Genomic DNA, 26997 nt, shown 5'->3' with positions numbered 1-26997 from the left:
TTACAACATCTGTTCAATTTCAGCCTGCAGGGACTCGGGGGTATCTTTGGGGGCAAAGCGTTTCACCGCTTTGCCGTCCCTGCTGATCAGGAATTTGGTGAAGTTCCACTTGATGCCCTCGGTGCCGAGTAGGCCAGGGGCGCGCCTCTTGAGCTCCACAAATAGTGGGTGTGCCGCGGGACCGTTGACATCCAGCTTGGCGTAGACCGGAAAGCTGACCCCGAAATTCAGTGTGCAAAACGTCTGGATTTCCTCGTTGCTGCCGGGCTCCTGGTTGCCAAACTGGTTGCAGGGAAAGCCCAGTACCACCAGACCACGCGCTTTATAGCTGTTGTAAAGTGCTTCCAACCCTTTGTATTGCTTGGTAAAGCCGCACTGACTGGCGGTGTTTACCACTAGGAGGAGCTTGCCTTTATAGGCTTCCAGTGAGGAGGCTTTACCGTCGGCAGTTTCGATGGGAATTGAGTAGAGGTCGGCCATGATCCACTTCCTGTATTTTTATGGTGTGCACATTTTGATTGTACACACTCTTACATCAAGTCCACGCCCAGGCTGAATCAGTTTCAGCACGGGCTTTATTATGAGAATAATTATCAATTATATTATGCACCTGATGATCAACCCGTTTGCAGTAACAAAAAAGGATTCTCCATGCGCCTTTTCCCCTATCTGGCCCGCCTGTTTGTGGTGCTGCTGGCCATTACGATGATCCCCGCCCAGGCCCAGCAAACCGGCCTTTCCGAACAGCAACTGCGCCAGTTGATGCAGATGGCGGAGTATATTGGTGTGGACTATTCGGAGGCAGTGGCCGACGGTGAGGTAATCAACACGGATGAGTACACGGAAATGGAGGAATTTGCCCAACTGCTGATGGATCGTGGGCAGCAATTGCCGGATTCGCCCGAGGCGCGCGTAATCCGCGCCGAGGCTCTGGCTCTGCAGGGCGCGATAGCGCGCAAGGCGAGTCTTGCGGCGGTGCAGAAACATACCGCCAGGCTGCGCCAGGGGCTGCTCTCCATCGCGCCGGCCCTCTCCCTGCCCAGCGCACTGCTCAGCCTCAATGAGAGCCGTGCACTCTACCGGGCCCAGTGCACCTCCTGTCACGGTGTGGAAGGGCGAGGAGATGGACCCCTGGCGGCCGCACTGGAGCCGGCGCCCACCAATTTCCACGAGCGCGAGCGCGCAGAAAACCGCTCTCTGCTGGGGCTTTACGATGCCATCAGTAACGGTATTGACGGCACTGCAATGACCGCCTTCAAGAACCTGAACGAACAACAGCGCTGGTCCCTGGCTTTTTACGTGGGTAGCCTGGCATTTGCCGGAGAGGCCCCTGCCGAGGAGGGGAGCGGGCCGAGCCTGCAGGATCTGGTCATGTACAGCCCGGCGGTATTGCGCAGTGACCGCCCGGACCTATCTGTGCAGTCGGTGGCGGCCCTGCGGGCTGATCCGAGCGCCCTGTTTTCCAAAGTGCAAAATGGCTCCGAGGCCCCCCTTGAGGTGGCGCGCGCACAGCTGCAACGGTCCCTGGCGGCCTACCGGCAGGGGGATTATGCCAACGCCCACACCCTGGCGATCAGCGCTTACCTGGACGGTTTTGAATTGGCGGAGAATGCCCTGGACTCTGTGGACGCGGACCTGCGTGTGGCGACGGAACGCGCTCTGCTGGGCTTGCGTGCCCAATTGAATGCCGGCAGTGATCCCCGTCGCGTGGAAGCGCAGGTTCAGGGCATTCTGGAGCAGCTGACACGTGCCCAATCGCTGATGGCGGATTCCAGCCTGTCCGATGCTGCTCTGTTTATCGCGAGCCTGGTGATCCTCTTGCGGGAGGGATTGGAAGCGCTGTTGGTGGTGATAGCACTGGTCGCCATACTGGTAAAAACCGGCCGTCGCGATGCACTGAAATTCGTGCACCTTGGCTGGATTGGCGCTTTCGCCGCAGGCGTGGCTACCTGGGTCGCCGCCCAGAGCGTCATTACCATCAGTGGTGCCAGTCGCGAAGTGATGGAGGGTTTGGCTGCACTTTTGGCGGCAATGGTGCTCTTCTATGTGGGTTTTTGGATGCACAGCAAAACCCGCACACAGGAATGGCAAAACTATATTCAGGACAGTATCAACCGCAGCCTGAGTACTGGTGCCCTATGGGGAGTTGCCGGGCTGGCGTTTATCGCGGTGTACCGGGAGATTTTTGAAACGATCTTGTTCTACCAGGCCCTGCTAACACAGACTTCTGCCACTCAGTACAACGCACTCTGGGCTGGCATAGCCTCCGGTGCGGCACTGCTCGCGGTACTGGGTTTCGCCCTGATGCATTACTCGGCGCGCCTGCCGATCGACAAGTTTTTTTCCGCGAGTACCTATATTCTGTTGGGGTTGTCCTTCGTGCTCGCAGGGAAGGCAGTCGCGGCACTGCAAGAAGCGGCCTGGATTGGCATTACCCCACTGCCGGTGGCGTTCAGTTTTGACTGGCTGGGCATTTATCCCACCTGGCAGGGTATCGGTCTGCAAGCGGCCATCCTGGCAGCGGCCCTGTGGCTGATACTCAGCAATCACAATCCCGATCGGGCTGCGCTTAAAACGGTGTAAGCGGTTGGGGCAGGGCGAACAGGGATACCCCTCGGGGTGGGGATCCCCTGCCCGCGGCCACCTGGCCCCGTTTAGCAAAGGCGTGCATCCTCCTTGCCCGAATAGCGCTTGTCGATGCACTCGATCGCTGTCGGCTCGGGAATGCTACCGGGGCCTGACTGGCCAGTTGGGTGCCGAGTGGGCACCAGCCACAGTGCCCTGGATGCAGCCCCGCGCCAGCCATCAGCGCTGTTCCCCGCGCAAATCCAATACTTGCTCGTGCAGTGTCCGCGCCTTGGCATCGGTGGCTTCGATGGGGCAGCCTGCCACGACGCTGACTTTGGACCAAAAGCGTTGTGGCCAGGTGGTGAAGGCCTGGCCACCATTATGGCTGAAGAAACTGCCCCAAAGACCGCGCAGGGCCATGGGAATCACCGGCACCGGGGTGCGTTCCAGTATTTTTTCGATACCGGCCTTGAAGGGTTGTAATTCCCCATCTTTGGTGAGCTGCCCCTCGGGAAAAATACACAGCAGGTCCCCGTTTTTTAGGCCCTGCTCTATGGCATTCAATGCCATTTCGTATCCCTGGGGATCTTGCAGCCTGGAGCAGATGGGAATGGCGCGCCCGGTGCGGAAAATAAAGTGCAGCACCGGAATCTCATAAATCGGTTTGTACATAATAAAGCGTATGGGGCGGCGCACCGCGCCCGCCAGCAGGAGGGCATCCACGTAACTGACATGATTGCAGGCGATCAGTGCGGGTCCCTGTGCGGGAATCTGTTCCAGGCCTTCGTGCTTTACCCGGTACATCGTATGGGACAGCATCCAGATCAACAGGCGCATAGCGAACTCTGGCACTCTGGTAAAGACAAAGATGGCCACTGCGGCGTTCATCAGGGCGATAACCAGGAAGAACTGGGGGATAGTGACCTCCAGCACATTCAGGAAAAAGAGGCCGAGCAGGGCCGAGACCACCATAAACAGGGCGTTGAGGATATTGTTGATGGAGATAATCTGCGCGCGGATTTCAGGAGCCGAACGGTCCTGCATCATCGCGTAGAGCGGCACGATGTAGAGGCCGCCACAGATGCCGATCAGCATCAGGCAGGTGAGGATCGCGAAGGCATCATCACGGTTCAGGAAGGCCCCCAGACTCGCCTGCTGCAATTCGACAAAGTTGCCACCGGCTGCGGACAGGGCGATGCCGGTGATGGTGAGGCCGGCGGCACCGAGAGGAACCAGGCCCAACTCAATGTGCCCATTGGACAGGCGCTCACACAGTAGTGAACCCAGGGCTATACCGATGGTAAAGATGCACAACAGCAGGGTGACAACGGATTCGTCACCACCCAGAACGTTTCTGGTAAAGCTGGGAATCTGCGTCAGGTAGGCTGCGCCCATCAACCAAAACCAGGAGATACCGATAATCGCGTAGAAAATGGAAGGGGTTTTGGCGGTTTTTGCCAGGATGCTTTTTGTCTGGGAGAGTGGGTTCGGGTTGATCCGCAGGTTTGGCGCCGGTGCCGGTGCCATTGGAATCCTGCGGCTGGACAGGTACCCTAGGGTTGCTGCACCCATAATCACCAGGCTCAGGTAAAAAAGACCGTTTTTCCCCTGGCCGGTGAGCCCCGCCAGAAGGCCGCCGACGATGGTCCCGGTGAGGATGCCGACAAAGGTGCCCATTTCCACCAGCGCATTGCCGCCAACCAGCTCGGAGCGTTTTAGATGCTGGGGCAGGATAGCGTATTTAACCGGGCCGAAGAAGGCCGACTGCACACCCAGCAGAAAGAGGACGGCGAGGCAGAATATATTGCTGCCGCTGTAGAGGGCGGTCACCCCGAGTGCGCCAATACAGATTTCCCCCAGCTTGATCAGCCTGATCAGGCGGCTTTTATCATACTTGTCGGCCAGCTGGCCGGCGGAGGAGGAAAAGAGAAAGAAGGGCAGGATAAACAGGCCCGCTGCAACATTGATCAGGGCGTTGGCCTCACTTTCCATCAAGCGAAAAGCAATCATCACGATCAATGCATTTTTATACACATTATCGTTAAACGCACCGAGAAACTGGGTGAGGAAGAAAGGCAGGAAGCGGCTGCTGGTGAGCAGCTGGAGCTGAGTGCGATGGGCCATAATTATTCTCTCTCCTAAAGGCACCTCACCTATGTTACGCCATTGCGGCTACAAGTTGTCCAGCCTGTCGTGGTAAGAAAGACAGGGGGTGCGAATGATATACACACATTGGGGAGCGGGGCTGGCGGCGGGACACATCGCGGGGAGAGAGAAAACCGGCAGCCGGGGGCCGCCGGTTTTCATCCTGTTACCAGATTTTTACCCGCTCTTCCTCGGGCAGGTACATGCCGTCGCCTGCTTTCACATCGAAAGCTTCGTAAAACGCCTCGATATTGGGCAGTACACCCTGTACCCGGTACTTGGCGGGGGAGTGAGTATCCGTCTTCATACGGCTGCTGAGCGCCTTGTCACGCATCTTGCTGCGCCAGACCTGAGCCCAACCCATAAAAACGCGCTGATCGCCAGTAAAGCCATCAATCACCGGGGCTTCTTCGCCATTGAGAGACATTTTATAAGCTTTGTACGCAATGCCCAGGCCGGACAGGTCGCCGATATTCTCACCCAGGGTCAGCTCGCCGTTGATGTGCTCGCCTTCCAGCGGTTCAAAAGCGTTGTACTGGGAGATCAGTTTGCTGGTGAGGTCTTCAAAGTTGCTGCGGTCGGAATCGGTCCACCAATTATTCAGGTAGCCCTTGCCGTCGAACTTGCTGCCCTTGTCGTCGAAGCCATGACCAATTTCATGGCCGATGACGCCACCGATACCACCGTAGTTCACCGCATCGTCCGCATGTACGTTAAAGAAGGGCGGCTGCAGAATCGCTGCGGGGAAGACGATCTCATTCATCGTTGGGTTGTAGTAGGCGTTAACGGTCTGCGGGCTCATTCCCCAGGCGCTGCGATCAATGGGTTTGCCGAGTTTATTGCGTTCATAGCTGGCCTCAAACAGATTGGCGGCCAGCACATTACCTACCAGGTTATTCGCGCCCACCTGAAGGGCGGAATATTCGCGCCACTTGTCCGGGTAGCCAATTTTAGTGGTGAAATTTTCCAGCTTGGCCAGCGCCTGCTTGCGGGTATCCTCTCCCATCCACTCGAGGGACTGGATGGACTCGCGATACGCATCCTTGAGATTATCCACCAGAACGATCATGCGCGCCTTGGCTTCCGGTGGGAAATGCTTCTCGACATAGCGCTTGCCGACCAGTTCGCCCACTGCACCATTGACAAACTGTACGCCGCGCTTCCAGCGTGGCTCCATCTGTTTGACACCGCGAATAGCAGTGCTGTAGAAATCGAAGTGGGCCTGGGCCAGTGCACTGTGCATGTAGGGTGCCATAGCGGACAGGACCCTGACCTTCAGATAGCGCTTCCAGGTCGCCATATCGGTATCGGCAATCATCGCGTTCGCCGCTTCCAGGTACTCGGGCTGGCCGACGATAAAACTCTCGGCTTTGGCCAGCCTGGCCTTGGCCAGGTAACTGTCCCAGTCCACAGCAGGCATCAGTTTTTTCAGCTCCGCTACGGATTTCTTGTTGTAATATTTCTCAGGGTCGCGATTGTCCAGTCGGCTGCGCTGGTGTTCAGCCAGGTGCTCTTCCAAATTGAAGATCCTGTCGGAGAAGGCTTTGGCATTCTTGAGCCCCGCTAACTCCTGGATTTGTACCAGATACTCTTTATAGGTTCTGCGCAGTTTCCGGCTCTTCTCGGTATCCTCGAAATAGTAATCGCGGTCCGGCAGCCCCAGGCCCGCCTGCCAGAAGAAGGGGATGTAGTTTTCGACCTGTTTCAGGTCTTGGTAGATAGTGCCGCCAAAAGGCACGTTGTAGCCGGCGATATCGGCATAAGCGAAAAAGTCCGTCAGGTCTTTGCGGGACTTGATAGCATCGACTTTGGCCAGTTCGCCAGACACAGCAGACAGACCTTTCTTCTCGACCAGCTTTTCGTTCATAAAGCTGTTGTAGAGGTCACCGATCTGTTTATCGCCGTCGCTGCCGGTGTTTTGGCCCGCTTGCATAATCAGTGCTTTCACCTGCTCGGTGCTCTGGTCCCGCAGGATCGAGAATCCGCCCCAGCGGGATTTGTCCGCAGGAATCTCGGTATTCTTCAGCCAGGTGCCGTTTACATAGGAAAAGAAATCATCCTGCGGGCGCACAGTGGTATCCATTGCGGTGAGATCGATACCGGAAGAGGGCCTCTCCTGCTCAGGGGTGGCCTTGCTGTGGATGGGGTCCGGGTGATTGTGGGCCAGCGCAGTCAGGGTTAACTGGGGGCTGGCGAGTATGCCAAGGATAGCAGCTGGTAATAGTAGTTTTTTCATTAGTGGCTCTGTTTGGCTCAATTCAGGGTAGTCAAATGATATCCACATGGTAGAATTCTGCGCCATCAGGGGGCAAGGGAACTGCGTCTAAGTGTGGTGAGATCGCGACAGATGGTGTGGCCAAAGAAAAAGCCCCGCCGGACGGGGCCTTTTCACAGGACTGGATCAATCGGGGATGTCAAAAGTAATCGGCACTGTGAAGCTGAAGCTGTCTGACCCCAGTTGTGCAGGCACCGAAGGATAGGGACCGGCCCGCTCAACGGCAGCCACAGCCTCACGGTTGAGGCTGGAATAGCGGGATTCCTGCACTGCCAGGATTTCCTGCACTTCCCCCCGGGTGTTAATCACGACATTGAGGCGTACGCTGCCCTCATGGCCCCGTTCCTGGGCACGCTTGGGGTAGCGAATGTGGCGGAAAGTATGGCGTAGCAGTGCGGAATGGTATATCTGGCGAGCAAGGATCAGATCGGCTGTCAGCGGCGCCTCCTCTTCTTCCATATCCTCTACAACTTCTTCCCTGTACGCCGCGGACGTTTCAGTGGTGCCCGGTGTCCCCTGGACCAGTTCCACGGCTGCGGCTTCAACGGGCTCGACGCTTGCATTGTCCGTGGCAGGGCTTGTCGTGGCTGAGGCAGGGTTTGGCGTGGTCGATGTAGGGTTTGGCGCCAGGGCCAGGGTGGGAGGGGGAAGATCCGCCACCTCCAACGTCGGTTTGGGCAGGATTTCTTCAGCCACCGGGGTCTGCGCTGCCAGGGTCTCCTCCACGCTGATTTGCCTCAGTTGGAGTTCTGCAATGCGTTCGCTGCTGGGTTCGAGCGCTTCGTAAGTGGTGAGCAGGCTGCTGGCCACGTTGCCCGCGGAGAGCAGCCCATCGCGAAAGCCGGTAGATGGAGGAACCGGCCCAATCCAGGCCAGCAAAAGGGTATTATAGAAATCCGGATCGCCGATTTCCCCGAGGGTAATGCCGTTCAGTACAATTCTGGTGACGCTGGTGTCAGCGGCAAACTCAATTGCCAGGCGGTCGCCACGTAAAAAGCGGCCTTTGAACAGGTTGGCGAAAGTCAGCATGGATTCTGACTGGCTGCTCAGGGTATCGCTGTGGTTATTGATGGCGATCCCCTCCATCCACTGATTGCGAAAGCGGCGCGCGGGCAGGCTGCTGGCGATGATGCGTACTTCCAGCCGGCGCGGTGCGTTGCTGTCGAGCAGGATGGCCGTTTCATCTGTGAGGGTTTCCGAATAAACGGCGGCGATATAGAGGTCCTTGTTGAATTGTTTTTCGACTGCAAGACCGTTCAGAAGCGGTACCGCTTTGGCGGATACCGTGACGGTGATTAGCAAGAGTGAGACGACAGTTTTTATCGGTTTCATTGTTCCACAGCGCCTGGAAGTCCGGAGGCAAAAGTTCCGGCAAATAAGAATTTGGGGTCCCTCCCAGAAGTGCAAGAGCCGAGTAACACAGTGCGCGGTTCAAGCGTGAGTGAGCACAGTGTGCTCTCCGTTTTTTCTAACTCTACTGCAACTGTGATGGAGTTCAAGTCCGAAATGGCTGCAATGTCTTTTTGTCTGGTACCGAAAGTGGGTGCTGGAAATGATCGTCACTTCTGAAGTTGGGTGTGGCGGATCAATATCGTATAGAATTCGGTTTTATAAAGTGGCTTCAACCGCACTTTCCAAAAAACGGAATCTTTTCACTAATTTGTAGCACACATGGAAATCAAACCTCTGATCGATTACCCACGGGATGCCGTGGATCGGTTGCTCAACACTATTCATCTGTTTCGTGATATCCGCGCTTCCAGTGAGTGGCAGTACACTGTTTTGCTCAAGCGATCCCGATTGGTCAGTTTACAGCCGCGAGAGCAATTGCTCCGTGCCGGAGAGGTGGATCAGTGGCTTTATTTCTTGCTGCGGGGCGAGTTGCAGGTGCATGTGGATACCGCCGGCGAAATAGCGGAAATGGCTGGTGAGCGCCTCCTGGCGGTGATTCGCCCGGGAGAGTTGTTTGGCGATCTGTCCATGCTGCTATCGGAACCCCGCAGCGCCAACGTGCTCGCTTCGCGTCACAGCCGAGACACCCAGGTACTGGGCCTGGATTGCACGCTGTTTAGTGATCTGGATGACCTCTCTCTGTTGCAGTTGCCAGCAAAACTGATTTTTTACCGCAATATGGTGCACTCATTGCGCTGGAAGCTGGAAGTCTATCGCTCGAAGTACCCGAGTCACCAGCTGGCCGACAACCACCGCAAAATTAAACTCTACACGGGCCCCAAGCGCTGCCGGGAGGAATTGCTGGCATTGTCGGAACAGGCCCGTGGGTTGGCGCGCATTCTGCTGGACTGGAATGCGGAGTTTGGTTCCGGCGAGTTGGTAGATGGTGAGTCGGATATGCAGGATTTTCTGGAATCGATGCTCTCTTGACCCGGCACAAGCGACTGTTCTGCCTGGGGTCTGGCCGCCGGCCCTCTCCACCGGTAATATTCTGGCGCGTTGTAGGGCGGCGGCGCAGAGGGTTTTGCGCAAACCAGCCGAGCCGATGGATATCCCTGCCGATGGCGGGTCCCTGAACCCGCCATATGAATCTCTCAAACAATCGTGAAAAAGTGCGCTTGTAGCGCAGCTGTGCCGCTGGGTTTGCGGACAGGGCACGCACTTTGCGTTGAGAATTTATTTTTGGAATCAGTTCTCACTATGTAAAATTTGACCAGTGCAGGGTGCTGCGATGATCAGCGTGATTAAGCGCAGTTTCCATTCTTACACTGATCGCTTTGTTTTTCTCAACAGGTTTTTTGAATGATAAGTTCACTGGCGTCCATCTGGTCCAACCACAACTATCGGGTGGCAGCGCTTGTCGCCCTTTTGGCTGCCGCCTGGCTATTGAGCGGTGTACTACTTCCGGACAATCAGGGCACCGGGGACGGGGAAGCCGGTGAGGCAACAATGACCAGGCCCGGGGCTTCCCAGCGGGTTCAGGCCCGGCAAATCGGCGCCCAGTCTTTTATTACGCAGGTACTAGTCAATGGTTATACCGAAGCCAACCGCAGTGTGCGTCTGCGCGCGGAGTTGGATGGGGTGATTACCCGTCTTCCGGTGGCGGAGGGAAGCATTGTACGGCAGGGGGAAGTGATTTGTGAGATTGGGGCGGAGGACCGCCAGGAGCAACTCGCTCTTGCCGAGGCGGCACAGCGCAAGGCTGAACTGGATTACGCCGGTGCCCTGAATCTGAAAAAGCAAGGTTTGCTGGCTGAGGCGGCCATGGCCCAGCAGCAGGTTGCCCTGGCCCTTGCCAAACGAGATTACGTTCGGGCGAAAGTGTCGGTGGATGACCTTAAGATCCGAGCGCCATTTGACGGGGTGGTGAACAGTCGAGCGGTGGAGTTGGGGGATTTTATTCGCCGCGGTGAAACCTGTGCAACCGTGCTGGATCTGGACCCGATACTGGTGGTCGGTGAGGTGGCGGAAAACCAGGTGGGTAACCTGATTCCCGGTGGCTCTGCCAGCGCACAATTGCAGGGGGGTATTCCGGTGCAGGGCACACTGCGTTATATCAGCCAACAGGCTCAGGAAATCACGCGTGCCTACCGGGTCGAGATGGCGGTACACAACCCCGGCAATAAGTTGCGCGGTGGGTTGAGCGGGCGTTTGGCACTGCCCACGGGAGAGATCATGGCGCATCGCATTAACGCCTCCCTGTTGACGCTGGATGATCGCGGCGAACTGGGCGTGCGTATTCTCGATGCCGATGATCGTGTGGAATTTGTCAAAGTCACCCTTGTAGGCGATGAGGATGGGAGCGTTTGGGTCGGTGGCCTGCCACATCAAGCTACCCTGATCACCGTTGGCCAGGAATATGTCAGCACCGGCGATCTTGTCCAGGTGGAAATGATTGCGCCCGAGCAGGATGTCGACAGTGCCTCCCGGCCCGATGATATCCCACCGGGGTCAGTCTTAATGCCAACCGCTGAGCAGCACCCCGCCGAGAGGGGTAACCAGCGGTGAAGATACTGAAAAACGGGATTGAGCGAAATCGCAGTACGCTCAGTCTGATGTTGCTGATCATTCTGATTGGGTTGGTGGCGCGCAGCGCGATGACGATTGAATCCAGCCCCGAAGTCAACCCTCCCTTTGTGATAGTGCAGGTCACCCATGAAGGAATTTCTCCCGAGGATGGTGTGCGATTGCTGGTGCGCCCGCTGGAGCAGGAGATACGGGCGGTTGAGGGTGTTGTGGAAGTGATAGCGGTTGCCCGCGAATCACTCGCATATATTGTGGTGGAGTTCGACTCTGCAATCAATGTGGATGATGCGGTTGACGATATTCGCAATGCGGTGGAGAGGGCCAGAGCGGAATTGCCTCGGGATGCTGAGGAACCGACAGTTGAAGAGGTCTCGGCACAGCCATTCCCCACAATCGTGGTTACCCTTTCCGGGGAGAAGCTCAGTGAGCGCACTTTGTTGAGTAGTGCCCAGCGGTTGAAGCGCAAGATCGAAAATATCAGCGATGTATTGAGTGCGGATCTGCGCGGTAATCGCGAAGAGGTAGTCGAGATCACTATTGACCCCGTGCGTTTGGAACACTACCAGGTGACCAGCGCCGAACTGATCAATGCGGTGCTGGGCAATAATCTGATGATTCCCGCCGGTGAGCTGGATACAGAACGCGGCCGCTTTTCTGTAAAGGTTCCGGGGCTTATCGAAACGGCGCGGGATGTCTATGACATCCCCTTAAAAACCTCTCGAGATGGCGTGGTAACTCTGGGGAATGTTACCGACATCCGGCGCACTTTTAAGGATGCGGCCAGTTATACCAGTATCAATGGCGTCCCCGGCCTTGCTATCAATGTCAAGAAGCGCAGTGATGCCAGCTCTGTCGATGTGACGGACCGGGTCAGGGAGGTTGTACTGGAAGAGATGGGGGCATTGCCCCGGGACATGGAGGTGAAATTTGTATTTGACCAATCCAATTTCGCGCGGGATATGGTCAGCGAAATGCAGGGCAATATTCTCACCGCTATGCTGTTGGTAATGATTATTGTGGTTGCTGCACTGGGTTTTCGCTCGGGGATATTGGTGGGATTGGGCGTGCCTTTCTCGCTGTTATTTGGCGCTATTGTCACTTGGTTGTTGGGCTATTCCTTCAATTTTATGGTGATGTTCGGTATGTTGCTGGCACTGGGGATGCTGATCGACGGTTCCATCGTGATTACCGAATTTGCCGATCGCAAGATGGCCGAGGGTTTGAGCGCGCGCAGCGCCTATATCGCCTCGGCAACCCGTATGTTCTGGCCGGTAGTCGCTTCCACTGCAACAACGCTCGCCGCATTTCTGCCCATTATGTTTTGGCCGGGTGTGGTAGGGGAGTTTATGCGCTATCTGCCGGTCACGGTTTTCGCTGTATTGGCTGGTTCTCTCTTATACGCACTCTTTTTCGCCCCAGTGCTGGGCTCCCTGTTTGGCAAGAGTCATCTGAGCGCGTCCACCCGGGGTTACCTGAGGCAACTGGAGGAGGGGCAGCCTACGGCCCTGGCGGGCATTACGGGACACTATGCCCGCCTGTTGATGTTGATTCTGCGCCGTCCTGCCACTGCCTTTGCGGTCACCATTGCGGTACTTGTTGGGATTTTTATTGGCTTTGGCCGCTATGGAGCCGGGGTCGAGTTTTTTACCGAGACCGAGGAGCAATACGGCAATGTGGAGGTTCGGGCTCAGGGCAACTTATCCATGGCGGAAAAGAAAGTGCTGGTGGCACAGGTGGAACAGGCGATACTTGCTGTACCCGAGGTGCGTATTGCCCATACGACCATAGGCTCCGGGGGGATATCCGGCAAAACGGACCGGGCGCCGGACCAGATTGCCAACTTGTTAGTGGAGCTGTTGCCTGCAGAGGCGCGCGAGCGTCGCAGCGGCGCTATCTTTGCGGATATTCGCGCGCGTACCGCCAGTTTTGCCGGAATCAAAGTGACCGCTAATGTGATGGAAGGGGGCCCCCCGGTCGGTAAGGATATTGTGCTGGAGTTGCGCGGACAGGATTATGAAAAACTACTGCTGGAAACCCAGCGCCTGCAGCGGGCCATGGAGGACGAATTCGATGGTCTTAGAGATATCGTGAGTACGGCCCCGGTGCCAGGTATTCAGTGGGAGGTGCGGGTGGATCGCGCCAAAGCGGCCTTGTATGGGGCCGATCTTACTGAAGTGGGACGCGCAGTGCAGCTGGTAACCAATGGCGTTCGTGTGGCTGAATATCGCCCAGATGATACGGATGAAGAGGTGGACATTCGCATTCGGTATCCACAGAGCGCCCGCGGACTTGCCGCGTTGGATGACCTGAAAGTAAATACCGAACGTGGCACAGTGCCTGTCAGCAGTTTCGTACACACCGAAGCGATGCCCAGAGTGGATAACATTGAGCGGATTAATGGCATTACCCGTATGCAAGTCAAGGCGGATGCACAGGAGGGTGTGCTGCCGGACGACAAGGTGAAGGAAATCCGGGCATGGTTGAAGCGCAATCCGGTGGACCCGGGTATTGCGTTGTTGTTCAGAGGCGCCGATGAGGAGCAGAATGCCTCTTTTCAGTTTTTGGGTGTGGCTTTCCTGCTCGCGTTGTTTCTGATGTTTATTTTGCTGGTGACGCAATTCAATAGCTTTTACCAGTCCCTGCTAATCCTGTCCTCTGTGATTATGTCCACCACTGGAGTCCTGCTTGGTCTTCTGCTTACCCAGAGTACTTTCAGTGTAATTATGACTGGGGTTGGGATCGTTGCCCTTGCGGGTATTGTCGTAAACAACAACATTGTACTAATTGATACCTACAATTTTGTTCGCAAGCAGGAGTCCCAACTCAGCACGACTCAGGCTGTGCTCAAAGCGGCGACGCAGAGACTGCGCCCGGTATTTCTGACCACCGCCACCACCATTTTAGGGCTGTTGCCATTGGCGCTGGGGGTGAGTGTGGATATGGTGGGCAGGAATGTGGTGGTCGATGGGGTTATTGCCTCGTTCTGGGTCAAACTTGCCAGTGCCATTGTCTATGGCCTCTCTTTTTCCACGCTGCTCACACTGTTGGTGACACCGGTGATGTTGGTGCTGCCGGGGCATGTGCGCCGCTGGCTACCTGTTGCCGCGTTTAGAGGCCAGCGCTAGCGCCGTTGTCTGTACCAGTAGCTTTTGAGAGGAATCGAACATGGTCAATGCCTGGCCCCGACAGCTTATCGCGCACAGTCAGAAACTCGCAGGCAAACTTCCCGGTGAGGTCATTGAGGGTTTTATTCGGCAGCACCGATTACCGGCTGTATTTCATCGGGTAGTAAGAGACCATTACCTGCCCCTCACACTATGGTTGCGGGAGCGGCATAGGCCGGGGAAAACGTTGATTGTGGGTATCAGTGGTGGCCAGGGCACGGGGAAGTCCACACTGACTGATTTTCTTCAAATTGTGTTGACCGAGTTGGGCAACCACTGCTGCACACTCTCTTTGGATGATCTCTACCTCACCCGCGCCGAGCGACAGCAGCTCGCGCGCGGAATACACCCCCTCCTGTTGACCCGTGGGGTGCCGGGTACGCACGACGTACAGCTGGGCATTGACACTCTCAACGCCCTCTGTAGGGCAGGGGCGCAGTCAGTGACGCCCTTACCGCGTTTTGACAAATCTCTCGATGAGCGTGTACCTCGTGCTGCCTGGCCGCAACACACGGGTCCGGTTGATATTGTATTGCTGGAAGGGTGGTGCCTGGGGGCCAAACCATCGCTCAATCCGGTTTTCCCATTGAATGCTCTGGAGCAGTCAGAAGATGCCTCCGGTACCTGGAGGCACTTTATCAACTGGCAGCTTGCAGGTCCTTATCGGGATCTGTTTGCATTGCCCGAGGTGATAGTGATGCTGAAAGCGCCGAGTATGGAATCTATTCTCGAGTGGCGGAAGTTACAGGAGCAAAAGCTGCGTGAACAAACTGGCGGCAAGGGCTTGCAGGACAGGGAATTGCTGCGCTTTGTGCAGCACTACGAAAGGATAACCCGCAATTTGATTGCGGAGATGCCCGAGTGGGCAGATTGTGTTTTTTTGTTGGGGGAGGACCACCGGATTGAAGCGGTCAGGCTGAGGCACTGAGCGGTGGTTATGAGGTTGTACCCCGACGGAGCCGGGGCATGAACCGGCCGGAGTTTTCACACCCCAGCCGGATATTTCACTTGGCCTTTGGCGGCCGGCCGCGGCCACGCTTTGCTGGAGCGGCTGCTGCAGTTGCGCTCTCAGCTTTCTTTGGGCGCCCTGGCTTTCTCTTGGCCGTTGCGCTTTTGGCCGGGCGTCCCGGTTTCTTGCTGACGGTTTCGGCCTTTGGTGGACGTCCACGACCACGTTTTGCCGGAGTGGCTGCGGTATCAGCTTTTCTGGGACGCCCCGGTTTTTTCTTGGCAGCCTCACTTTTGGCCGGGCGGCCGGGCTTTTTCTTTACAGCGGCTTTTTTCTGTGCAGCGGCTTGCTTTTTCTCCGCGGCAGCGGCCTTCTTGGCAGCAGCAGCAGCTTTTTTGGCTTCAGAAACAGCTTTCTTTTTCTCTGCAGCAGCCAGTTTCTTGGCAATAGCCGCTTCCTCTTTGGCGACAATCTTGGCTACCTGAGAGGCGAGCTTGTTTGCGACTTTGATCGTAGCCAGCTTCTCTTTGGCTTCTGCCGCAGCACCCTTGATTTCAACTGCAACGGTTTTGGCCGCTGCGACGTCATCACGGGCTTTCTGAAGCTGCCGCTGTTGGGCAGGAGTTTTTTTCTTGGCTCTTACGGCAGCCAGCTTTTGTTGGGCGGTTTTCGCCTTTACGACGGCTTTCTTGGCGTCTTTTGCCAATTTTTCCACTCTGCCAATCGCATCCTTCTCTTGCTTGAGACGGGCACTTGCCAGTTTGGCGGTAAGGGAGAGCAGCTCTGCTTCCAGTTTGGCAACGTTATCGATAGCGGTTTTGGGTACTTTCTTGCTAGCCATTATATATATCCCTGTGAAAAGAATTGTTCTAGAAATGGGGGTATTCCTATCAATTATTCTCAGCCACCTCTGTGGTTATCTACATCGTTCAAACCACTTTTACTCAGCAAAAAACAATTGATAGTGAGTCCCCCCAAGCGAGCGGCGCTAATTGCAGCTTATTTATATACCTAAATGCAAGTGTTTTATAAGAAATTTTGTTAAATAAAGAAAAAAATGCTCTTTTTACCGATTTTTGATCTGTGGGCGCGTTCTCAGATGCTTTTGATGTTTATTCAGGTGCCCGTATGGCAACCGGCTTTTTCTCTCTTACTGGTGTGGCAAGTATTCGCAAACAGTACAATACATCGAATAGTTGAGCCGTTACCTCGGGATACCCTCGCAGTGGTTTTGGAGACCTGTCGATTAAGCAGGGAGGGCTCAAATGCTTTCAACTATCCCGCTGCGCGCTATTTTGTATGTTTTTCCATTTTGTTCAATACATCCAGCAATCCAGTAGGTCTTTCCCGCTCTTCTCGACAACGGTTCTTGCAGCAGTGACGAAATTGCATGGCCTTGCCGATGCGCCAAAGGCACTGATCGGCCGCAATGACATTTTGTTCTGCCGCCTTACTCTTCAGGACCTGTGGACCCCCTGTGTAGATTGTTTGAGAGCCGGGTCATTTTGGCGGGCAAAACTGGCAGGGCATGCACAGACTTCTATAAAAAGACACAGGCCTTGAGCGAAGACATTGCCAGCGAGTCTGCCTATAGAAGCGCAAGGTGGCATTGCCATGGCAGAGAGGGTTGCGGATCCGTGATACCGCTGGGGAGCATCCTCTTTTTATGTACAGGTAAACCCGGGCGTATCGCCATGGCCTATTCCTTTCTTCGACTGTACACTGGAATTCCTGTAACAATAGGCAGTTCCAGTGGCAGTTTCGGTACCAAGGGCGCTGGATGGATTTACGAGGACAATAACCATGAAGCGTATTCCTGAACCCTTCCGCATCAAGATGGTTGAGCCGATCAAAATGACAACCCGGGCAGACCGTGAAGTAGCCCTGGTGCAAGCGGGCCTGAACCCTTTCCTACTGCGCAGTGATGATGTCTATATTGACTTGCTCACTGACTCTGGCACAGGTGCCATGAGTGATAACCAGTGGGCGGGGTTGATGCTGGGGGATGAGTCCTATGCGGGCAGCCGCAATTATTACAATCTTTGCAAGGCCGTTGAGCATTTCTTTGGCTATCAGTTAACCGTGCCCGCGCACCAGGGCCGGGGGGCAGAGCAGATGCTGTTTCCGGCGCTGATAGAGCGCATGCGCCAGGTCCGCGGCGGCACCACGCCGGTATTTGTCTCAAACTATCATTTTGACACTACCGCCGGTCACATTGAGCTCAATGGTGGCAAAGCGGTCAATGTGGTGGATGAGCGCGCATTTGATACCACGACCGCCTACGATTGGAAAGGTAACTTTGATTTACATAAACTGGTGAACACCATTGAGGCGCACGGGTCGCAAAATATCTGTGCAATTATTACCACGGTGACCTGTAACAGCGCTGGCGGGCAGCCGGTTTCCATGGCGAATATGCGGGCGGTTTACGAAATCGCTACCGGATACGATATTCCGGTGGTGATCGATTCAGCGCGGTATTGCGAGAATGCCTACTTTATCCAACAACGAGAAGCGGGTTACGGGGACAAATCAATCCTTGAGATCATTCGCGAAATGTACCGCTACGGCGATATGCTGACCCTGTCGGCAAAGAAAGACCCTATGGTGAATATTGGGGGTCTCTGCTGCATTCGCGATCATGAGGAGCTTTTCCAGGCGGTGCGTACCCGCTGTGTGCCCATGGAGGGCTTTGTGACCTATGGCGGTATGGCCGGGCGCGATATGGAGGCGTTGGCGCGCGGACTCTACGAGGCCGCGGATGTACATTTTCTGCATTACCGCATTGGCCAGGTGGCCTATCTGGGAGAACGGCTGCGGGAAGGGGGGGTACCCATTCAATACCCTACCGGGGGCCATGCGGTTTTTGTGGATGCCGCCAAAATGTTACCGCAGATCTCGCCGGAACAATTTCCCGCACAGGTATTGGCCAATGCGCTGTATCTGGAGGCGGGGATTCGCGCAGTGGAGATCGGATCGCTGCTGCTGGGACGGGATCCGGAAACCGGGCAGCAGAAGAAGGCAGAACTGGAATTGATGCGCCTGACGATTCCTCGTCGGGTTTATACCAATGATCATATGGACTATATCGCAGAAGCCATTATCGAGCTGCAAAAGCGGGCCCACCGGTTAAAGGGCCTGGAATTTGAATACGAACCTCCGGTGTTGCGGCATTTTACGGCGAGATTCCGGTCTCTGTAGGCGAACGATCTGGGGGGTACCGATGGTGCACGGGAGAGCCCTCCGGCGGTTGACCCGGCGATTGAGGGGATTGTAGGGTGAAAGTAGGGGGGGTACCTAAACCGCCCTGACTTGGGAAAAGACGCGCAGGCTGGAGAAATTGGGATACTATAGGATTGCTGGGGACTGTCCCCCGCGTTGAGGAGCAGATGGAATTTATTACTAAACCCCTACCGGCCAACAAGCGAGTTGCCCTGGTTGCCCACGATCATCGCAAGAGTGCGATGATCCAATGGTGCTCCCGGCATCGCATATCGCTGCAGAAGCATTACCTTCTGGCCACAGGGACCACGGGGGGCAAAATAGAGGCCGCTACCGGTCTGAAAGTCGAAAAGCTGCTGAGCGGCCCCCTTGGCGGTGACCAACAGTTGGGAGCGCGGATCAGCGAAGGCAAGGTGGACTTTCTTGTCTTCTTCTGGGACCCCTTTGAGCCCATGCCCCACGATCCGGATGTCAAGGCGCTGTTGCGCATTGCAGCGGTGTGGAATATTCCCGTGGCCTGTAATTCGAGCAGTGCCGATATGATGGTGCAGTCCGCCCTGATGGAGCGCTCCTTTGGCCGGGAGGTGCCGGATTACCAGTGTTACCTGAAACAGCGCTAATCGGATTTGTTGCTCAAAAAATAACCTGCCAGTGTGGTTTTTTTACATAACTTATTGATTTACAATAGTTATTTTTTCGGGTAATAGGTTGTGCTTGCAATGCTTGCCAATTCGCGGCAATCTTGCCCTCCTGATCAGACCGGTTAAACCGGCACCCTTGATATTTGATAACTGCACGGTGTTTTATGAGTAGAAGACGCGGAAAGGCCGTAGAAGAAGAAAAGGCGGATATCGACCTGACGCCCATGCTGGACGTTGTATTTATCATGCTGATCTTCTTTATTGTGACGGCGTCCTTTGTGAAAGAGAAGGCGTTGGATGTCAATGTGCCGGACCCGAATGAGACTGATCAGAGAACTAATGAGGATAATAAGAACATCCTGCTGATGGTGGATGCCAATGACGAGATCACCCTGGGTGGCAGCCGTATTGATACCCGTGCCGTGCGCGCCCGCATTGCCCAGTTGTACGCCGAGAACCCCGAGGCCATTGTGATTGTGCGTGCGCACAACAAGTCCAGTGCCGATACCTATGTACAGATCGCGGATGCGGCCAAGGAAGTTAGCCCGGGCATACAGGTATCCCTGGTTCCTTCCGAAAACTGAGTGCGGCTTGTACTGAGTCAAAAAAGCCAGCGATCCGCTGGCTTTTTTTATGTACCACAATGGTGTCGGTCCATGACAGAGGGCGGCTTTTCCCGCAAATACATCCTTTGTGTGGCCCCTGCCCGCTATAGCCCAAGCGGGCCGATCGCCAGCGCCTGCGGTCAGAATTCCGAGCGGATAGCCCACAAATCGGGAAACACCGTCTTGTGCAAGGTACTCTGCAGGTAGCCAACGCCACTGGAGCCCCCGGTGCCGCTTTTGCTGCCAATGGTGCGCTCCACCATCTTCACATGCCGGTAGCGCCACTGCTGCAGGGAAATATCGATATCCACCAGGGCCTCGCAGATCTCGCTAACCAGGGGGTCATTGCGGTAAATATCGATCAGTATGTTCTGCACGGCTGGAGAAGGCTCCGCAACCTGGCTGACATCCCTCTCCAATACACTTTTGGGTACCTGGTGTCCCTCATGAACAAGGAATCTTAGGAAAGCATCCCAGAGTGTCGGGGAGGCCAGACGTTGGTGCAAGCGGCGGTAGTGTTCGCAACCCGGTGTATAGTTGTCCAGTTTCTTTGGGTCCTTGGCGCCATACAGGAACTCCAGTTCACGGAACTGAAAGGACTGGAAACCGCTGGCACTGGAGAGGCGGTCCCGAAAGGAGAGGAATTCGAGTGGGGTCAGGGTCTCGAGGATATCCACCTGCTGGATCAGGGTGCGGTAAATTGCATCCACCCGCTTGAGGGTATGCAGGGCGCGGTTGCGCTCACCGGCATTGAACAGGCGCACCAGGTAATCCAGCTCATGGAGCATTTGCTTGAACCAAAGCTCATAGCTTTGGTGAATCACAATAAACAGTAATTCGTCGTGCTCCGGGCCCTCTGAGAGCGGCTTTTGACACTGTAAAAGCGCATCTAACTGAAGGTAACTGCTATAGGTAAGAGGCATGTGGATTGCGTCCTGGTCAGGTTTTGATCAATCACGAAATAATGCGCACTTTCACCCGCCCGGATCAAAACAAAAGTTTCGGCAGATTGATTAGTATATTGCGCAATACCCGGTCCGGAGTTCTTTGCATGAAAAATCCCGCACAACAACTGCGCGTTGATGGCGCCCGTCTGTGGCGCAGCCTGATGGCAATGGCTGAAATTGGCGCGACCCCGGCCGGGGGTTGCAACCGCCAGGCACTCACCGATGAGGATCGCGAGGGGCGCGATCTGTTCGTGCGCTGGTGCCGGGAAATCGGTTGTGAGATCCGTGTGGATCGTATGGGAAATCTCTTTGCCCGGCGCCCCGGGGTCGACAACAGCCTGCCCGCAGTCATGACAGGGTCACATCTGGATACCCAGCCTACCGGTGGCAAGTTCGACGGTGTGTACGGCGTGCTGGCGGGCCTGGAGGTGCTGCGTACCCTGGAGGGAAAGGGGGTCAGGACCAGAGCGCCGCTGGAACTGGTGGTGTGGACCAATGAGGAGGGAGCACGTTTTTCCCCGGCGATGGTGGGCTCTGGAGTATGGGCAGGAGAATTCAGTCTTGAGTATGGCCACAGTCGCAGGGACAAAGCCGGCAAAAGTATCGGGGAGGAACTGGCGCGTATCGGTTACCTGGGATCAGAGCCGGCCCAACCCACCCAGATCAAGGCGGCTTTTGAAGCCCATATCGAGCAGGGACCGGTTCTGGAAAAGCAGAATCAGGTGATTGGCGTGGTGACCGGAGTACAGGGTATCCGCTGGTACGATGTCACCTTCTCCGGCACACCCTGTCACGCCGGTCCCACGCCTATGGAGGACCGCCGCGATCCGGTACAGGCCCTGTCCGGGCTTTGTGAGAGGCTTTATGCCGAAGTGAAGGCTTACTCTGGCGACGCCAGAATCACCTGCGGCGATCTGCGTGCCGAGCCGGGCAGCCGCAATACCGTGCCGGAAAAGGTGGTACTGGCTTTGGACTTGCGCCATCCCGCGCCGGAGGGCCTGACGCATCTGCACCGTACCCTCTACCGTCTGGCGGCGCAGGTCCAGGAAGCCACTGGCGTTGCCATCACTGTGCGTGAGGAGTGGCACTCACCACCAGTGGCCTTTGATAAGGACTGCATCGAAGCGGTGCACAGTGCGGCACAGCGGTTGGGTTACAGTCATCACCGCATGGTTTCCGGCGCCGGCCACGATGCAGTCTATGTTTCCAGGGTTGCCCCGGCCTCCATGATTTTTGTCCCCTGTGCCGGGGGGCTTTCCCACAATGAGGCTGAGTCCGCAGAACCGGCGCACCTTGAAGCTGGCTGCAATGTATTGCTCCAAGCGATGCTCGCCAGTGCGGAGTTGGCCTGAGCCGGTAAACATTTGATGTGAGTAAAAGAGCTGCTGGCATCTGGTGCCAGTGGCCCGCCATAAAAGAGTTGGATGGATCAGATGCGTGAATTTACCTTGAAGTACCGCAAGGATAACGGCGGTACCGCTGCGCTTAACCACTGGGGCATGGATTCCGAATACGGTGTGCTGCGCGATGTTCTTATCGGGCCTGTGGATAACTTCAGCTGGCGCACCGGCAATGCCAGTGCCCGCCGCGCCGAGCGATTGGGCATGCAGTTCGATCACAAGGTGGCAAAAGCCCAACATACAGAGATGCTGGATGCTTATCGCCATGCGGGGGTGAACACGCACCTGATCCCGGCTGACAATAGCCTGCCGTATCAGATCTATGGGCGCGATTCATCAGTGATGACTCCCTGGGGACCTATTGTGACACAGATGTACAGTCCCTGGCGCCGCGGTGAGTGGGTTCCCATTGTCAAGAAGTATGTCGAACTGGAAATCCCCATCTACGATGTGATTACTGCGGGCTCCCTTGAGGGCGGTGATTTTATGCTGCTGGAACCGGGCGTGATCCTGTGCGGTTACTCTGGCGAGCGCACCAGCTCCCAGGGCTTCAAACAAATGCAGGGCTGGGTGGAAAAAGAGGGCTGGGAAGTGAAGGGTTACCAGTTTGATCCCTTCTTCCTGCATATCGATGTGATGGTGGCGATGCTGGCGGAAAAGCTGGCGGTTGTCTGTGTCGATGCAGTAGAGCTCAGCCTGGTGCAGTGGTTCAAGAGCCGTAATATTGAGATTATCGATATCCCCTTTCCGCAGGTGCTGGAGCTGGGGGTAAACGTAGTGGCTCTGGGCAATGACCGGGTGATGCTGCCCAGGGCCAATACCGACCTGGCTGACAAGTGCCGCGCCCACGGCCTGGAGGTGATCGATCCGGACATCTCCATGATTACCCCCGGTGGGGGTGGTGTTCACTGCATGTGCCAGCCCCTGCGCAGGGATTCAGCGTTGAGGTTGTAATGGCGCTGTTCTCCAGATGCCAGCCAATTTACCCGGCGGCCAGCGGCTGCCGGGCTCTTCCCGTCAACGAATGTGGTTGTTTATGAACTCGCTTACGCGAGCGCAGCCGGTACTATGGCTTCTCTGAACCGGTGGCTCGCCGTTATTGACTCGGCACAGCGCCAAAAAAAGGGGTTGCTAGCGTGAGACAGCTTTCTCGCAGGCCAGTCTGAAAGGCTGCCAGCCAGCCCCATTGGATTCCAAACCCGGAGAATACTATGCAAAGCGCATGTGAGGAAATTCAGGCTCACGTCAGTGATCGTATACTGGAAATTACCATCAATCGTCCCGAGCGCAAGAATGCCCTGACCATGGCCATGTATTCCGCCATGGCGGAGCTGTTTAACCGTGCTGCCGACAACAGGGATATTCGAGTGGTTATCATCACTGGTGCCGGGGGCAACTTCACCAGTGGCAATGACCTGATGGATTTCCTCGGGGGCTCTGCAGAGGGTGAAGCGTCGCCGGTATATCAGTTTATGAGCGCGCTGTACAATTTTCCCAAACCGGTAGTTGCAGCGGTAAATGGCCCGGCAGTGGGAATCGGCACCACTATGCTGTTGCACTGCGACCTGTCTTTCGCCGGTGAAGACGCCATGTTCCAGATGCCTTTTGTGAACCTGGGATTGTGTCCGGAGTATGGTTCCAGTTACCTGTTGCCCCGTATTGCAGGTCATGCCAAGGCCTCAGAACTGCTGCTGCTCAGCAAGAAGTTCTCGGCTGAGGATGCGGTGGAAATTGGTATTTGTAACGCTGCGGTAGAGCCTGAGCAGGCAATTGTTCGCGCCCGCGAAGCCGCTGCTGAGCTGGCAGCGAAGGCGCCTGCGGCAGTGCGTTTGACCAAGCAACTGCTGCGCCAAGCCACCGAGGAAAAAGGCCTGGAATTTATCCAGAATGAGGGCCGCCACTTCAAGGAGCGCCTGGCTTCCGAGGAATTTAAAGAGGCTGCAACCGCCTTTATGGAGAAGCGGCCCGCTGACTTCTCCCACTTTGATTAAATCCACGGTCGCCAGAAGCGGTTATGGATGTGTAATATGTACGCCCGGCATGGGTATGAACCAATGTGGTGAAAGCCTTCTGTAGGAGGACCAGAGCACCAGGCTGCCGGTGATCATAGCTGAGTCCATTAACTGCTTTGGAAACGTTGGCAAGCTCTGGGTTGGTGGGTATACCCGTTGCCCATGATGATTGGTTTTAAAATGGGTTGTTGCGTTTACTGTTCAAAATATCTTACCACTTTTGATCAACTTTCTTTATTTTTTCAGCAGGTGGTGGGATATGCCTGAACTACTAAGCCTTAATCAAGTGCCACTGAACTATGAATTTGTTTAGACCTTTAGCCAATTTGTTTGGCTATGACATAGTTAAAAAAGAGAAGGCTCTGAAAATACAATGGCATTTACAAAAAATTTTCGCCGACTTTAAAATCGATACCGTTCTGGATGTTGGAGCGAACAGAGGGCAGTATGGAAAGCTGTTGCGCTCCATTGGTTTCAAAGGACAAATACACTCGTTTGAGCCCGTTAGAATGTACTATAAAGAACTGATTGAAGCGAGCAAGGATGATAAAAATTGGTTCTCCTATAACTATGCCCTGGGAAGAGAAAGTGGAGAGCTCAGGATCAATATTGATAATGTCTTTTCTTCTTTTTATGAATACAGTGACTACTATCTTAAAGAAAGAGGAAAAGCTGGCAATTCAGGAATAGTCAAAATATCAACCCTGGACAACTTTATCGAAGAAAATTTCAGCGGGCCCGTACAGCCCAAAATTCATTTAAAATTAGACACTCAGGGATTTGATGTCGAGGCATTTGCAGGCGGGCAAAGAAATATTAAAAATATCTCTACCTTTCAATCTGAAATGGCTCTGAAGAAAATTTACAAAAACATGCCTGACATCACAGAGAGCTTGAATATTTATCGCAAGTACGGATTTGAAGTGTCAGGTTTATTTCCGGTATCCAAAGAAAAGAGTGGGCATGCAATTATTGAGGTTGACTGTGTAATGATAAGGCCTTCGAGAGTGTAAATTAAATTGTGTAACTGCTCATGCCTCCGTACTCTGAACCGGAGAATACCATGAGCAAACCATGAATAATCAGGATTTCGAACAGCAGCTGCAAGCGCATGCCACCGAACTGGCCAAGGGCATCAAGTCCGAGGCTGACCTCAACACCCTCACCCAGAAGCTCGTAAAGATGACGGTTGAGGCTGCCTTGGGTGCTGAGCTTGAAGAGCACCCCGGCTATAGCAAGCACGACTCCGTCGGACGCGACTCCGGCAATAGCCGCAACGGCACCAGTTCCAAGCGCCTAAAAGGCCAGCATGGGGATGTGGAGATCAACACTCCCCGCGATCGTGCAGGTACCTTCGAGCCCCAATTTGTCCGCAAGAGGCAGACCCGCTTAACGCAGATGGACGACCAGATCCTCGCGCTGTATGCACGAGGCATGAGCACCCGCGACATCGTCGACGCCTTCAAAGAGATGTACGGTGCCGACGTCTCTGCAGCCCTGGTATCCAAGGTCACAAAGCAAGTTCTGGTTGTCCGTGCTCACCGAACTGAAGAACCGCGGTCTGGAAGATATCCTGATCGCCTGTGTAGACGGGCTAAAAGGCTTTCCAGAAGCCATTGCTGCAGAATACCCTGAGGCTAAGGTTCAGTTGTGCATCGTGCACATGGTGCGGAACTCGCTGAAATACGTCTCCTGGAAGGACTACAAGGCGGTTACGGCTGACCTGAAGGAAATCTATACTGCGGTCACAGAAGCGGCTGCACAGGTGGAGCGAGACCGTTTCGCGGAGAAGTGGGATGACACCTACCCGCAGATTAGCAAGTCTTGGGCCACGCACTGGCCAAACTTGATTACGCTGTTTGAGTATCCGCCGGAGATCCGCAAGGTGATCTATACCACCAACGCTATTGAGTCTCTGAACAGCGTCATTCGCAAGGCCACGAAGCAGCGCAAGGTGTTCCCTACTGACGACGCCGCGATGAAGGTGGTGTGCCTGGCTATGCAGGCTGCTTCAAAAAAATGGACGATGCCAATCCGTAACTGGAAGCCAGCTCTAAACCGCTTTATGATCGAGTTCAGTGGTCCACTCGCCGACTACCAATAAGCAACTGGCAGGAGCGGTTACACAGAATTATTTACACTCTCAGGCCTTCCGTCGTTTTTGTATCTGACGTGGTGCAAAATTCGGGCTAGCCTAGTTTCCGGCAACAACGGCAATTTTCTTATGCGGCGAGCAAATCGTTTTGCTGCCTCATAAATAACGTATTTCGCGATCGATCACATCTGATTGTTCTTGGTCTGCTGCTCAAGCAACCCATAATAAGTCAAGCCTGCTTATCTGTGATCTTGCCAAAGTGCTAAAGGCATGCGCTGGAATCTTTGTCATGTGCACGCTGTCTGTTTTTGCTTTTTTATTGATTCTTTTTTTGTGATGTAAGTTGTATTGGACTCTATATCCTTATTTACGAAGCTCATTGCCCCTAATGTAACATTATCGCCAATGCGTACGCCATCACCAATGATGCAGCTATTTGCTCCAATGTTGACATTATCACCGATTACAACACCTTCTGAGCTTGCATCATTTACCGTTCCAATGGTCGTATTTTGTCGAATTTTACAATTTTTACCAATCTTTGTCTTGGGATTGATAACTATTCCAGACAAATGCCCAATACAAAATCCAATATCTATGCTGCTTTCTCTATGAATGTCGCAGCAATACTTGAATCTTATTCTTTTGTTTATTCTTTTGGCTAGTTTATCTGCTAAAAAATTATTTTTCCGATATAAAACATATGCTGCACGATACCAAAATATATAGTTGGCTTCCCTGTTATTTTGTATTCTTTTTAGAGCTTTTATCCAAGAAAATTTATGTTTTTGTTTTAAAACTTCATAAATTACATATTCTTTGAAAGTATACATCTTTAGTGCTTTTAGCCTGGTCAATTGTAGATGCACATAATGGTCATAACATGGGCGTAGTTTACCTTGTAGCTCGCCTGTACTTGTATATGCTCTGCATGACGACTTCGTCGTCGGGGGGCGGGAGTGACCCATAAAATGCGCCTTCAGGGAGGCATTTATT

The 26997-nt window shown here is 54.6% G+C and carries 19 protein-coding genes and 1 pseudogene; 13 read left to right on the top strand and 7 right to left on the bottom strand.

Translation table 11 applies throughout. From position 1 onward, the window contains the following. On the bottom strand, positions 1-480 hold the full coding sequence (locus tag Q5Y71_RS06775; protein WP_301415034.1) for a glutathione peroxidase: 480 nt from the start codon (positions 478-480) through the stop codon (positions 1-3). Positions 481-651: 171 nt separating this feature from the next. Here Q5Y71_RS06775 and Q5Y71_RS06770 point away from each other — a divergent pair, with 171 nt between their 5' ends. Then, positions 652-2583, top strand: coding sequence for a cytochrome c/FTR1 family iron permease (locus Q5Y71_RS06770; protein WP_306041060.1), 1932 nt, complete (start codon positions 652-654; stop codon positions 2581-2583). 222 nt (positions 2584-2805) lie between these two features. Here Q5Y71_RS06770 and Q5Y71_RS06765 read toward each other — a convergent pair whose 3' ends face one another. The 3 genes from Q5Y71_RS06765 to Q5Y71_RS06755 all read right to left on the bottom strand — a co-directional run bounded on the left by Q5Y71_RS06765 (position 2806) and on the right by Q5Y71_RS06755 (position 8320). Beyond that, positions 2806-4692 carry an MFS transporter gene (locus Q5Y71_RS06765; RefSeq protein WP_306041059.1) on the bottom strand — a complete coding sequence of 629 codons (1887 nt, stop codon included), beginning with the start codon at positions 4690-4692 and terminating at the stop codon, positions 2806-2808. 187 nt (positions 4693-4879) lie between these two features. Continuing rightward, the gene (locus tag Q5Y71_RS06760; protein ID WP_306041058.1) at positions 4880-6949 is read right to left on the bottom strand and encodes a M13 family metallopeptidase; all 2070 of its coding nucleotides are present in this window, start codon (positions 6947-6949) and stop codon (positions 4880-4882) included. A gap of 165 nt (positions 6950-7114) precedes the next feature. After that, entirely contained in the window at positions 7115-8320 is a 1206-nt protein-coding gene (locus tag Q5Y71_RS06755) for a TonB family protein (protein ID WP_306041057.1), read from the bottom strand. A 339-nt stretch (positions 8321-8659) separates the two neighbouring features. Here Q5Y71_RS06755 and Q5Y71_RS06750 point away from each other — a divergent pair, with 339 nt between their 5' ends. From Q5Y71_RS06750 to Q5Y71_RS06735, 4 genes are all read left to right on the top strand, one after another. After that, entirely contained in the window at positions 8660-9370 is a 711-nt protein-coding gene (locus Q5Y71_RS06750; RefSeq protein WP_306041056.1) for a cyclic nucleotide-binding domain-containing protein, read from the top strand. A 372-nt stretch (positions 9371-9742) separates the two neighbouring features. Further along, positions 9743-10948 (top strand): efflux RND transporter periplasmic adaptor subunit, encoded by a 1206-nt coding sequence (locus Q5Y71_RS06745; protein WP_306041055.1) that lies wholly within the window; start codon positions 9743-9745, stop codon positions 10946-10948. Continuing rightward, a complete protein-coding gene (locus Q5Y71_RS06740; RefSeq protein WP_306041054.1) occupies positions 10945-14091 on the top strand; it encodes an efflux RND transporter permease subunit in 3147 nt (1048 codons plus the stop codon). The genes Q5Y71_RS06745 and Q5Y71_RS06740 overlap by 4 nt, the downstream gene beginning before the upstream one ends. A gap of 40 nt (positions 14092-14131) precedes the next feature. After that, the gene (locus Q5Y71_RS06735) at positions 14132-15058 is read left to right on the top strand and encodes a phosphoribulokinase (protein ID WP_306041053.1); all 927 of its coding nucleotides are present in this window, start codon (positions 14132-14134) and stop codon (positions 15056-15058) included. Positions 15059-15134: 76 nt separating this feature from the next. Here the strand turns inward: Q5Y71_RS06735 and Q5Y71_RS06730 are convergent, their stop codons facing one another. Further along, positions 15135-15920 carry a hypothetical protein gene (locus Q5Y71_RS06730; RefSeq protein WP_306041052.1) on the bottom strand — a complete coding sequence of 262 codons (786 nt, stop codon included), beginning with the start codon at positions 15918-15920 and terminating at the stop codon, positions 15135-15137. 962 nt (positions 15921-16882) lie between these two features. Between Q5Y71_RS06730 and Q5Y71_RS06725 the strand changes: the two genes are divergently transcribed. From Q5Y71_RS06725 to Q5Y71_RS06715, 3 genes are all read left to right on the top strand, one after another. Continuing rightward, entirely contained in the window at positions 16883-18280 is a 1398-nt protein-coding gene (locus Q5Y71_RS06725) for a tryptophanase (RefSeq protein WP_306041051.1), read from the top strand. 188 nt (positions 18281-18468) lie between these two features. After that, positions 18469-18921: a methylglyoxal synthase gene (locus Q5Y71_RS06720; protein WP_306041050.1), complete on the top strand. Its 453-nt coding sequence runs from the start codon at positions 18469-18471 to the stop codon at positions 18919-18921. A 185-nt stretch (positions 18922-19106) separates the two neighbouring features. After that, entirely contained in the window at positions 19107-19526 is a 420-nt protein-coding gene (locus Q5Y71_RS06715; RefSeq protein WP_306041049.1) for a biopolymer transporter ExbD, read from the top strand. Positions 19527-19687: 161 nt separating this feature from the next. On the opposite strand, the gene Q5Y71_RS06710 is transcribed toward Q5Y71_RS06715, so the two are convergent. After that, positions 19688-20470 carry a tryptophan 2,3-dioxygenase gene (locus Q5Y71_RS06710; protein ID WP_301415021.1) on the bottom strand — a complete coding sequence of 261 codons (783 nt, stop codon included), beginning with the start codon at positions 20468-20470 and terminating at the stop codon, positions 19688-19690. Positions 20471-20598: 128 nt separating this feature from the next. On the opposite strand from Q5Y71_RS06710, the gene Q5Y71_RS06705 reads away from it, so the two are divergent. From Q5Y71_RS06705 to Q5Y71_RS06685, 5 genes and pseudogenes are all read left to right on the top strand, one after another. Then, the gene (locus Q5Y71_RS06705; RefSeq protein WP_306041048.1) at positions 20599-21846 is read left to right on the top strand and encodes a Zn-dependent hydrolase; all 1248 of its coding nucleotides are present in this window, start codon (positions 20599-20601) and stop codon (positions 21844-21846) included. Between the two features lie 81 nt (positions 21847-21927). Continuing rightward, complete coding sequence (locus Q5Y71_RS06700) at positions 21928-22848, top strand: dimethylarginine dimethylaminohydrolase family protein (RefSeq protein WP_306041047.1); 921 nt, start codon at positions 21928-21930, stop codon at positions 22846-22848. 257 nt (positions 22849-23105) lie between these two features. Then, the gene (locus Q5Y71_RS06695; protein WP_306041046.1) at positions 23106-23885 is read left to right on the top strand and encodes an enoyl-CoA hydratase; all 780 of its coding nucleotides are present in this window, start codon (positions 23106-23108) and stop codon (positions 23883-23885) included. 320 nt (positions 23886-24205) lie between these two features. Beyond that, a complete protein-coding gene (locus Q5Y71_RS06690) occupies positions 24206-24919 on the top strand; it encodes an FkbM family methyltransferase (protein WP_306041045.1) in 714 nt (237 codons plus the stop codon). A 61-nt stretch (positions 24920-24980) separates the two neighbouring features. Next, positions 24981-26010, top strand: a pseudogene (locus Q5Y71_RS06685) (IS256 family transposase). A 278-nt stretch (positions 26011-26288) separates the two neighbouring features. Here Q5Y71_RS06685 and Q5Y71_RS06680 read toward each other — a convergent pair. Beyond that, entirely contained in the window at positions 26289-26834 is a 546-nt protein-coding gene (locus Q5Y71_RS06680; RefSeq protein WP_306041044.1) for a serine O-acetyltransferase, read from the bottom strand. Positions 26835-26997 lie beyond the last annotated feature (163 nt).

This window comes from Microbulbifer sp. 2205BS26-8 (genome assembly GCF_030731025.1).
GTDB lineage: Bacteria > Pseudomonadota > Gammaproteobacteria > Pseudomonadales > Cellvibrionaceae > Microbulbifer > Microbulbifer spongiae.
The sequence above is the reverse complement of the archived record's forward strand: the minus strand, read 5'-3'. Positions and strand labels throughout refer to the sequence as shown.

Excerpts from the sequence above, each read along its gene's own strand:
- Q5Y71_RS06775 (WP_301415034.1), bottom strand. The coding sequence starts at position 480 with ATGGCCGACCTCTACTCAATTCCCATCGAAACTGCCGACGGTAAAGCC.
- Q5Y71_RS06770 (WP_306041060.1), top strand. The coding sequence starts at position 652 with ATGCGCCTTTTCCCCTATCTGGCCCGCCTGTTTGTGGTGCTGCTGGCC.
- Q5Y71_RS06765 (WP_306041059.1), bottom strand. The coding sequence starts at position 4,692 with ATGGCCCATCGCACTCAGCTCCAGCTGCTCACCAGCAGCCGCTTCCTG.
- Q5Y71_RS06760 (WP_306041058.1), bottom strand. The coding sequence starts at position 6,949 with ATGAAAAAACTACTATTACCAGCTGCTATCCTTGGCATACTCGCCAGC.
- Q5Y71_RS06755 (WP_306041057.1), bottom strand. The coding sequence starts at position 8,320 with ATGAAACCGATAAAAACTGTCGTCTCACTCTTGCTAATCACCGTCACG.
- Q5Y71_RS06750 (WP_306041056.1), top strand. The coding sequence starts at position 8,660 with ATGGAAATCAAACCTCTGATCGATTACCCACGGGATGCCGTGGATCGG.
- Q5Y71_RS06745 (WP_306041055.1), top strand. The coding sequence starts at position 9,743 with ATGATAAGTTCACTGGCGTCCATCTGGTCCAACCACAACTATCGGGTG.
- Q5Y71_RS06735 (WP_306041053.1), top strand. The coding sequence starts at position 14,132 with ATGGTCAATGCCTGGCCCCGACAGCTTATCGCGCACAGTCAGAAACTC.
- Q5Y71_RS06730 (WP_306041052.1), bottom strand. The coding sequence starts at position 15,920 with ATGGCTAGCAAGAAAGTACCCAAAACCGCTATCGATAACGTTGCCAAA.
- Q5Y71_RS06725 (WP_306041051.1), top strand. The coding sequence starts at position 16,883 with ATGAAGCGTATTCCTGAACCCTTCCGCATCAAGATGGTTGAGCCGATC.
- Q5Y71_RS06720 (WP_306041050.1), top strand. The coding sequence starts at position 18,469 with ATGGAATTTATTACTAAACCCCTACCGGCCAACAAGCGAGTTGCCCTG.
- Q5Y71_RS06715 (WP_306041049.1), top strand. The coding sequence starts at position 19,107 with ATGAGTAGAAGACGCGGAAAGGCCGTAGAAGAAGAAAAGGCGGATATC.
- Q5Y71_RS06710 (WP_301415021.1), bottom strand. The coding sequence starts at position 20,470 with ATGCCTCTTACCTATAGCAGTTACCTTCAGTTAGATGCGCTTTTACAG.
- Q5Y71_RS06705 (WP_306041048.1), top strand. The coding sequence starts at position 20,599 with ATGAAAAATCCCGCACAACAACTGCGCGTTGATGGCGCCCGTCTGTGG.
- Q5Y71_RS06700 (WP_306041047.1), top strand. The coding sequence starts at position 21,928 with ATGCGTGAATTTACCTTGAAGTACCGCAAGGATAACGGCGGTACCGCT.
- Q5Y71_RS06695 (WP_306041046.1), top strand. The coding sequence starts at position 23,106 with ATGCAAAGCGCATGTGAGGAAATTCAGGCTCACGTCAGTGATCGTATA.
- Q5Y71_RS06690 (WP_306041045.1), top strand. The coding sequence starts at position 24,206 with ATGAATTTGTTTAGACCTTTAGCCAATTTGTTTGGCTATGACATAGTT.
- Q5Y71_RS06680 (WP_306041044.1), bottom strand. The coding sequence starts at position 26,834 with ATGTATACTTTCAAAGAATATGTAATTTATGAAGTTTTAAAACAAAAA.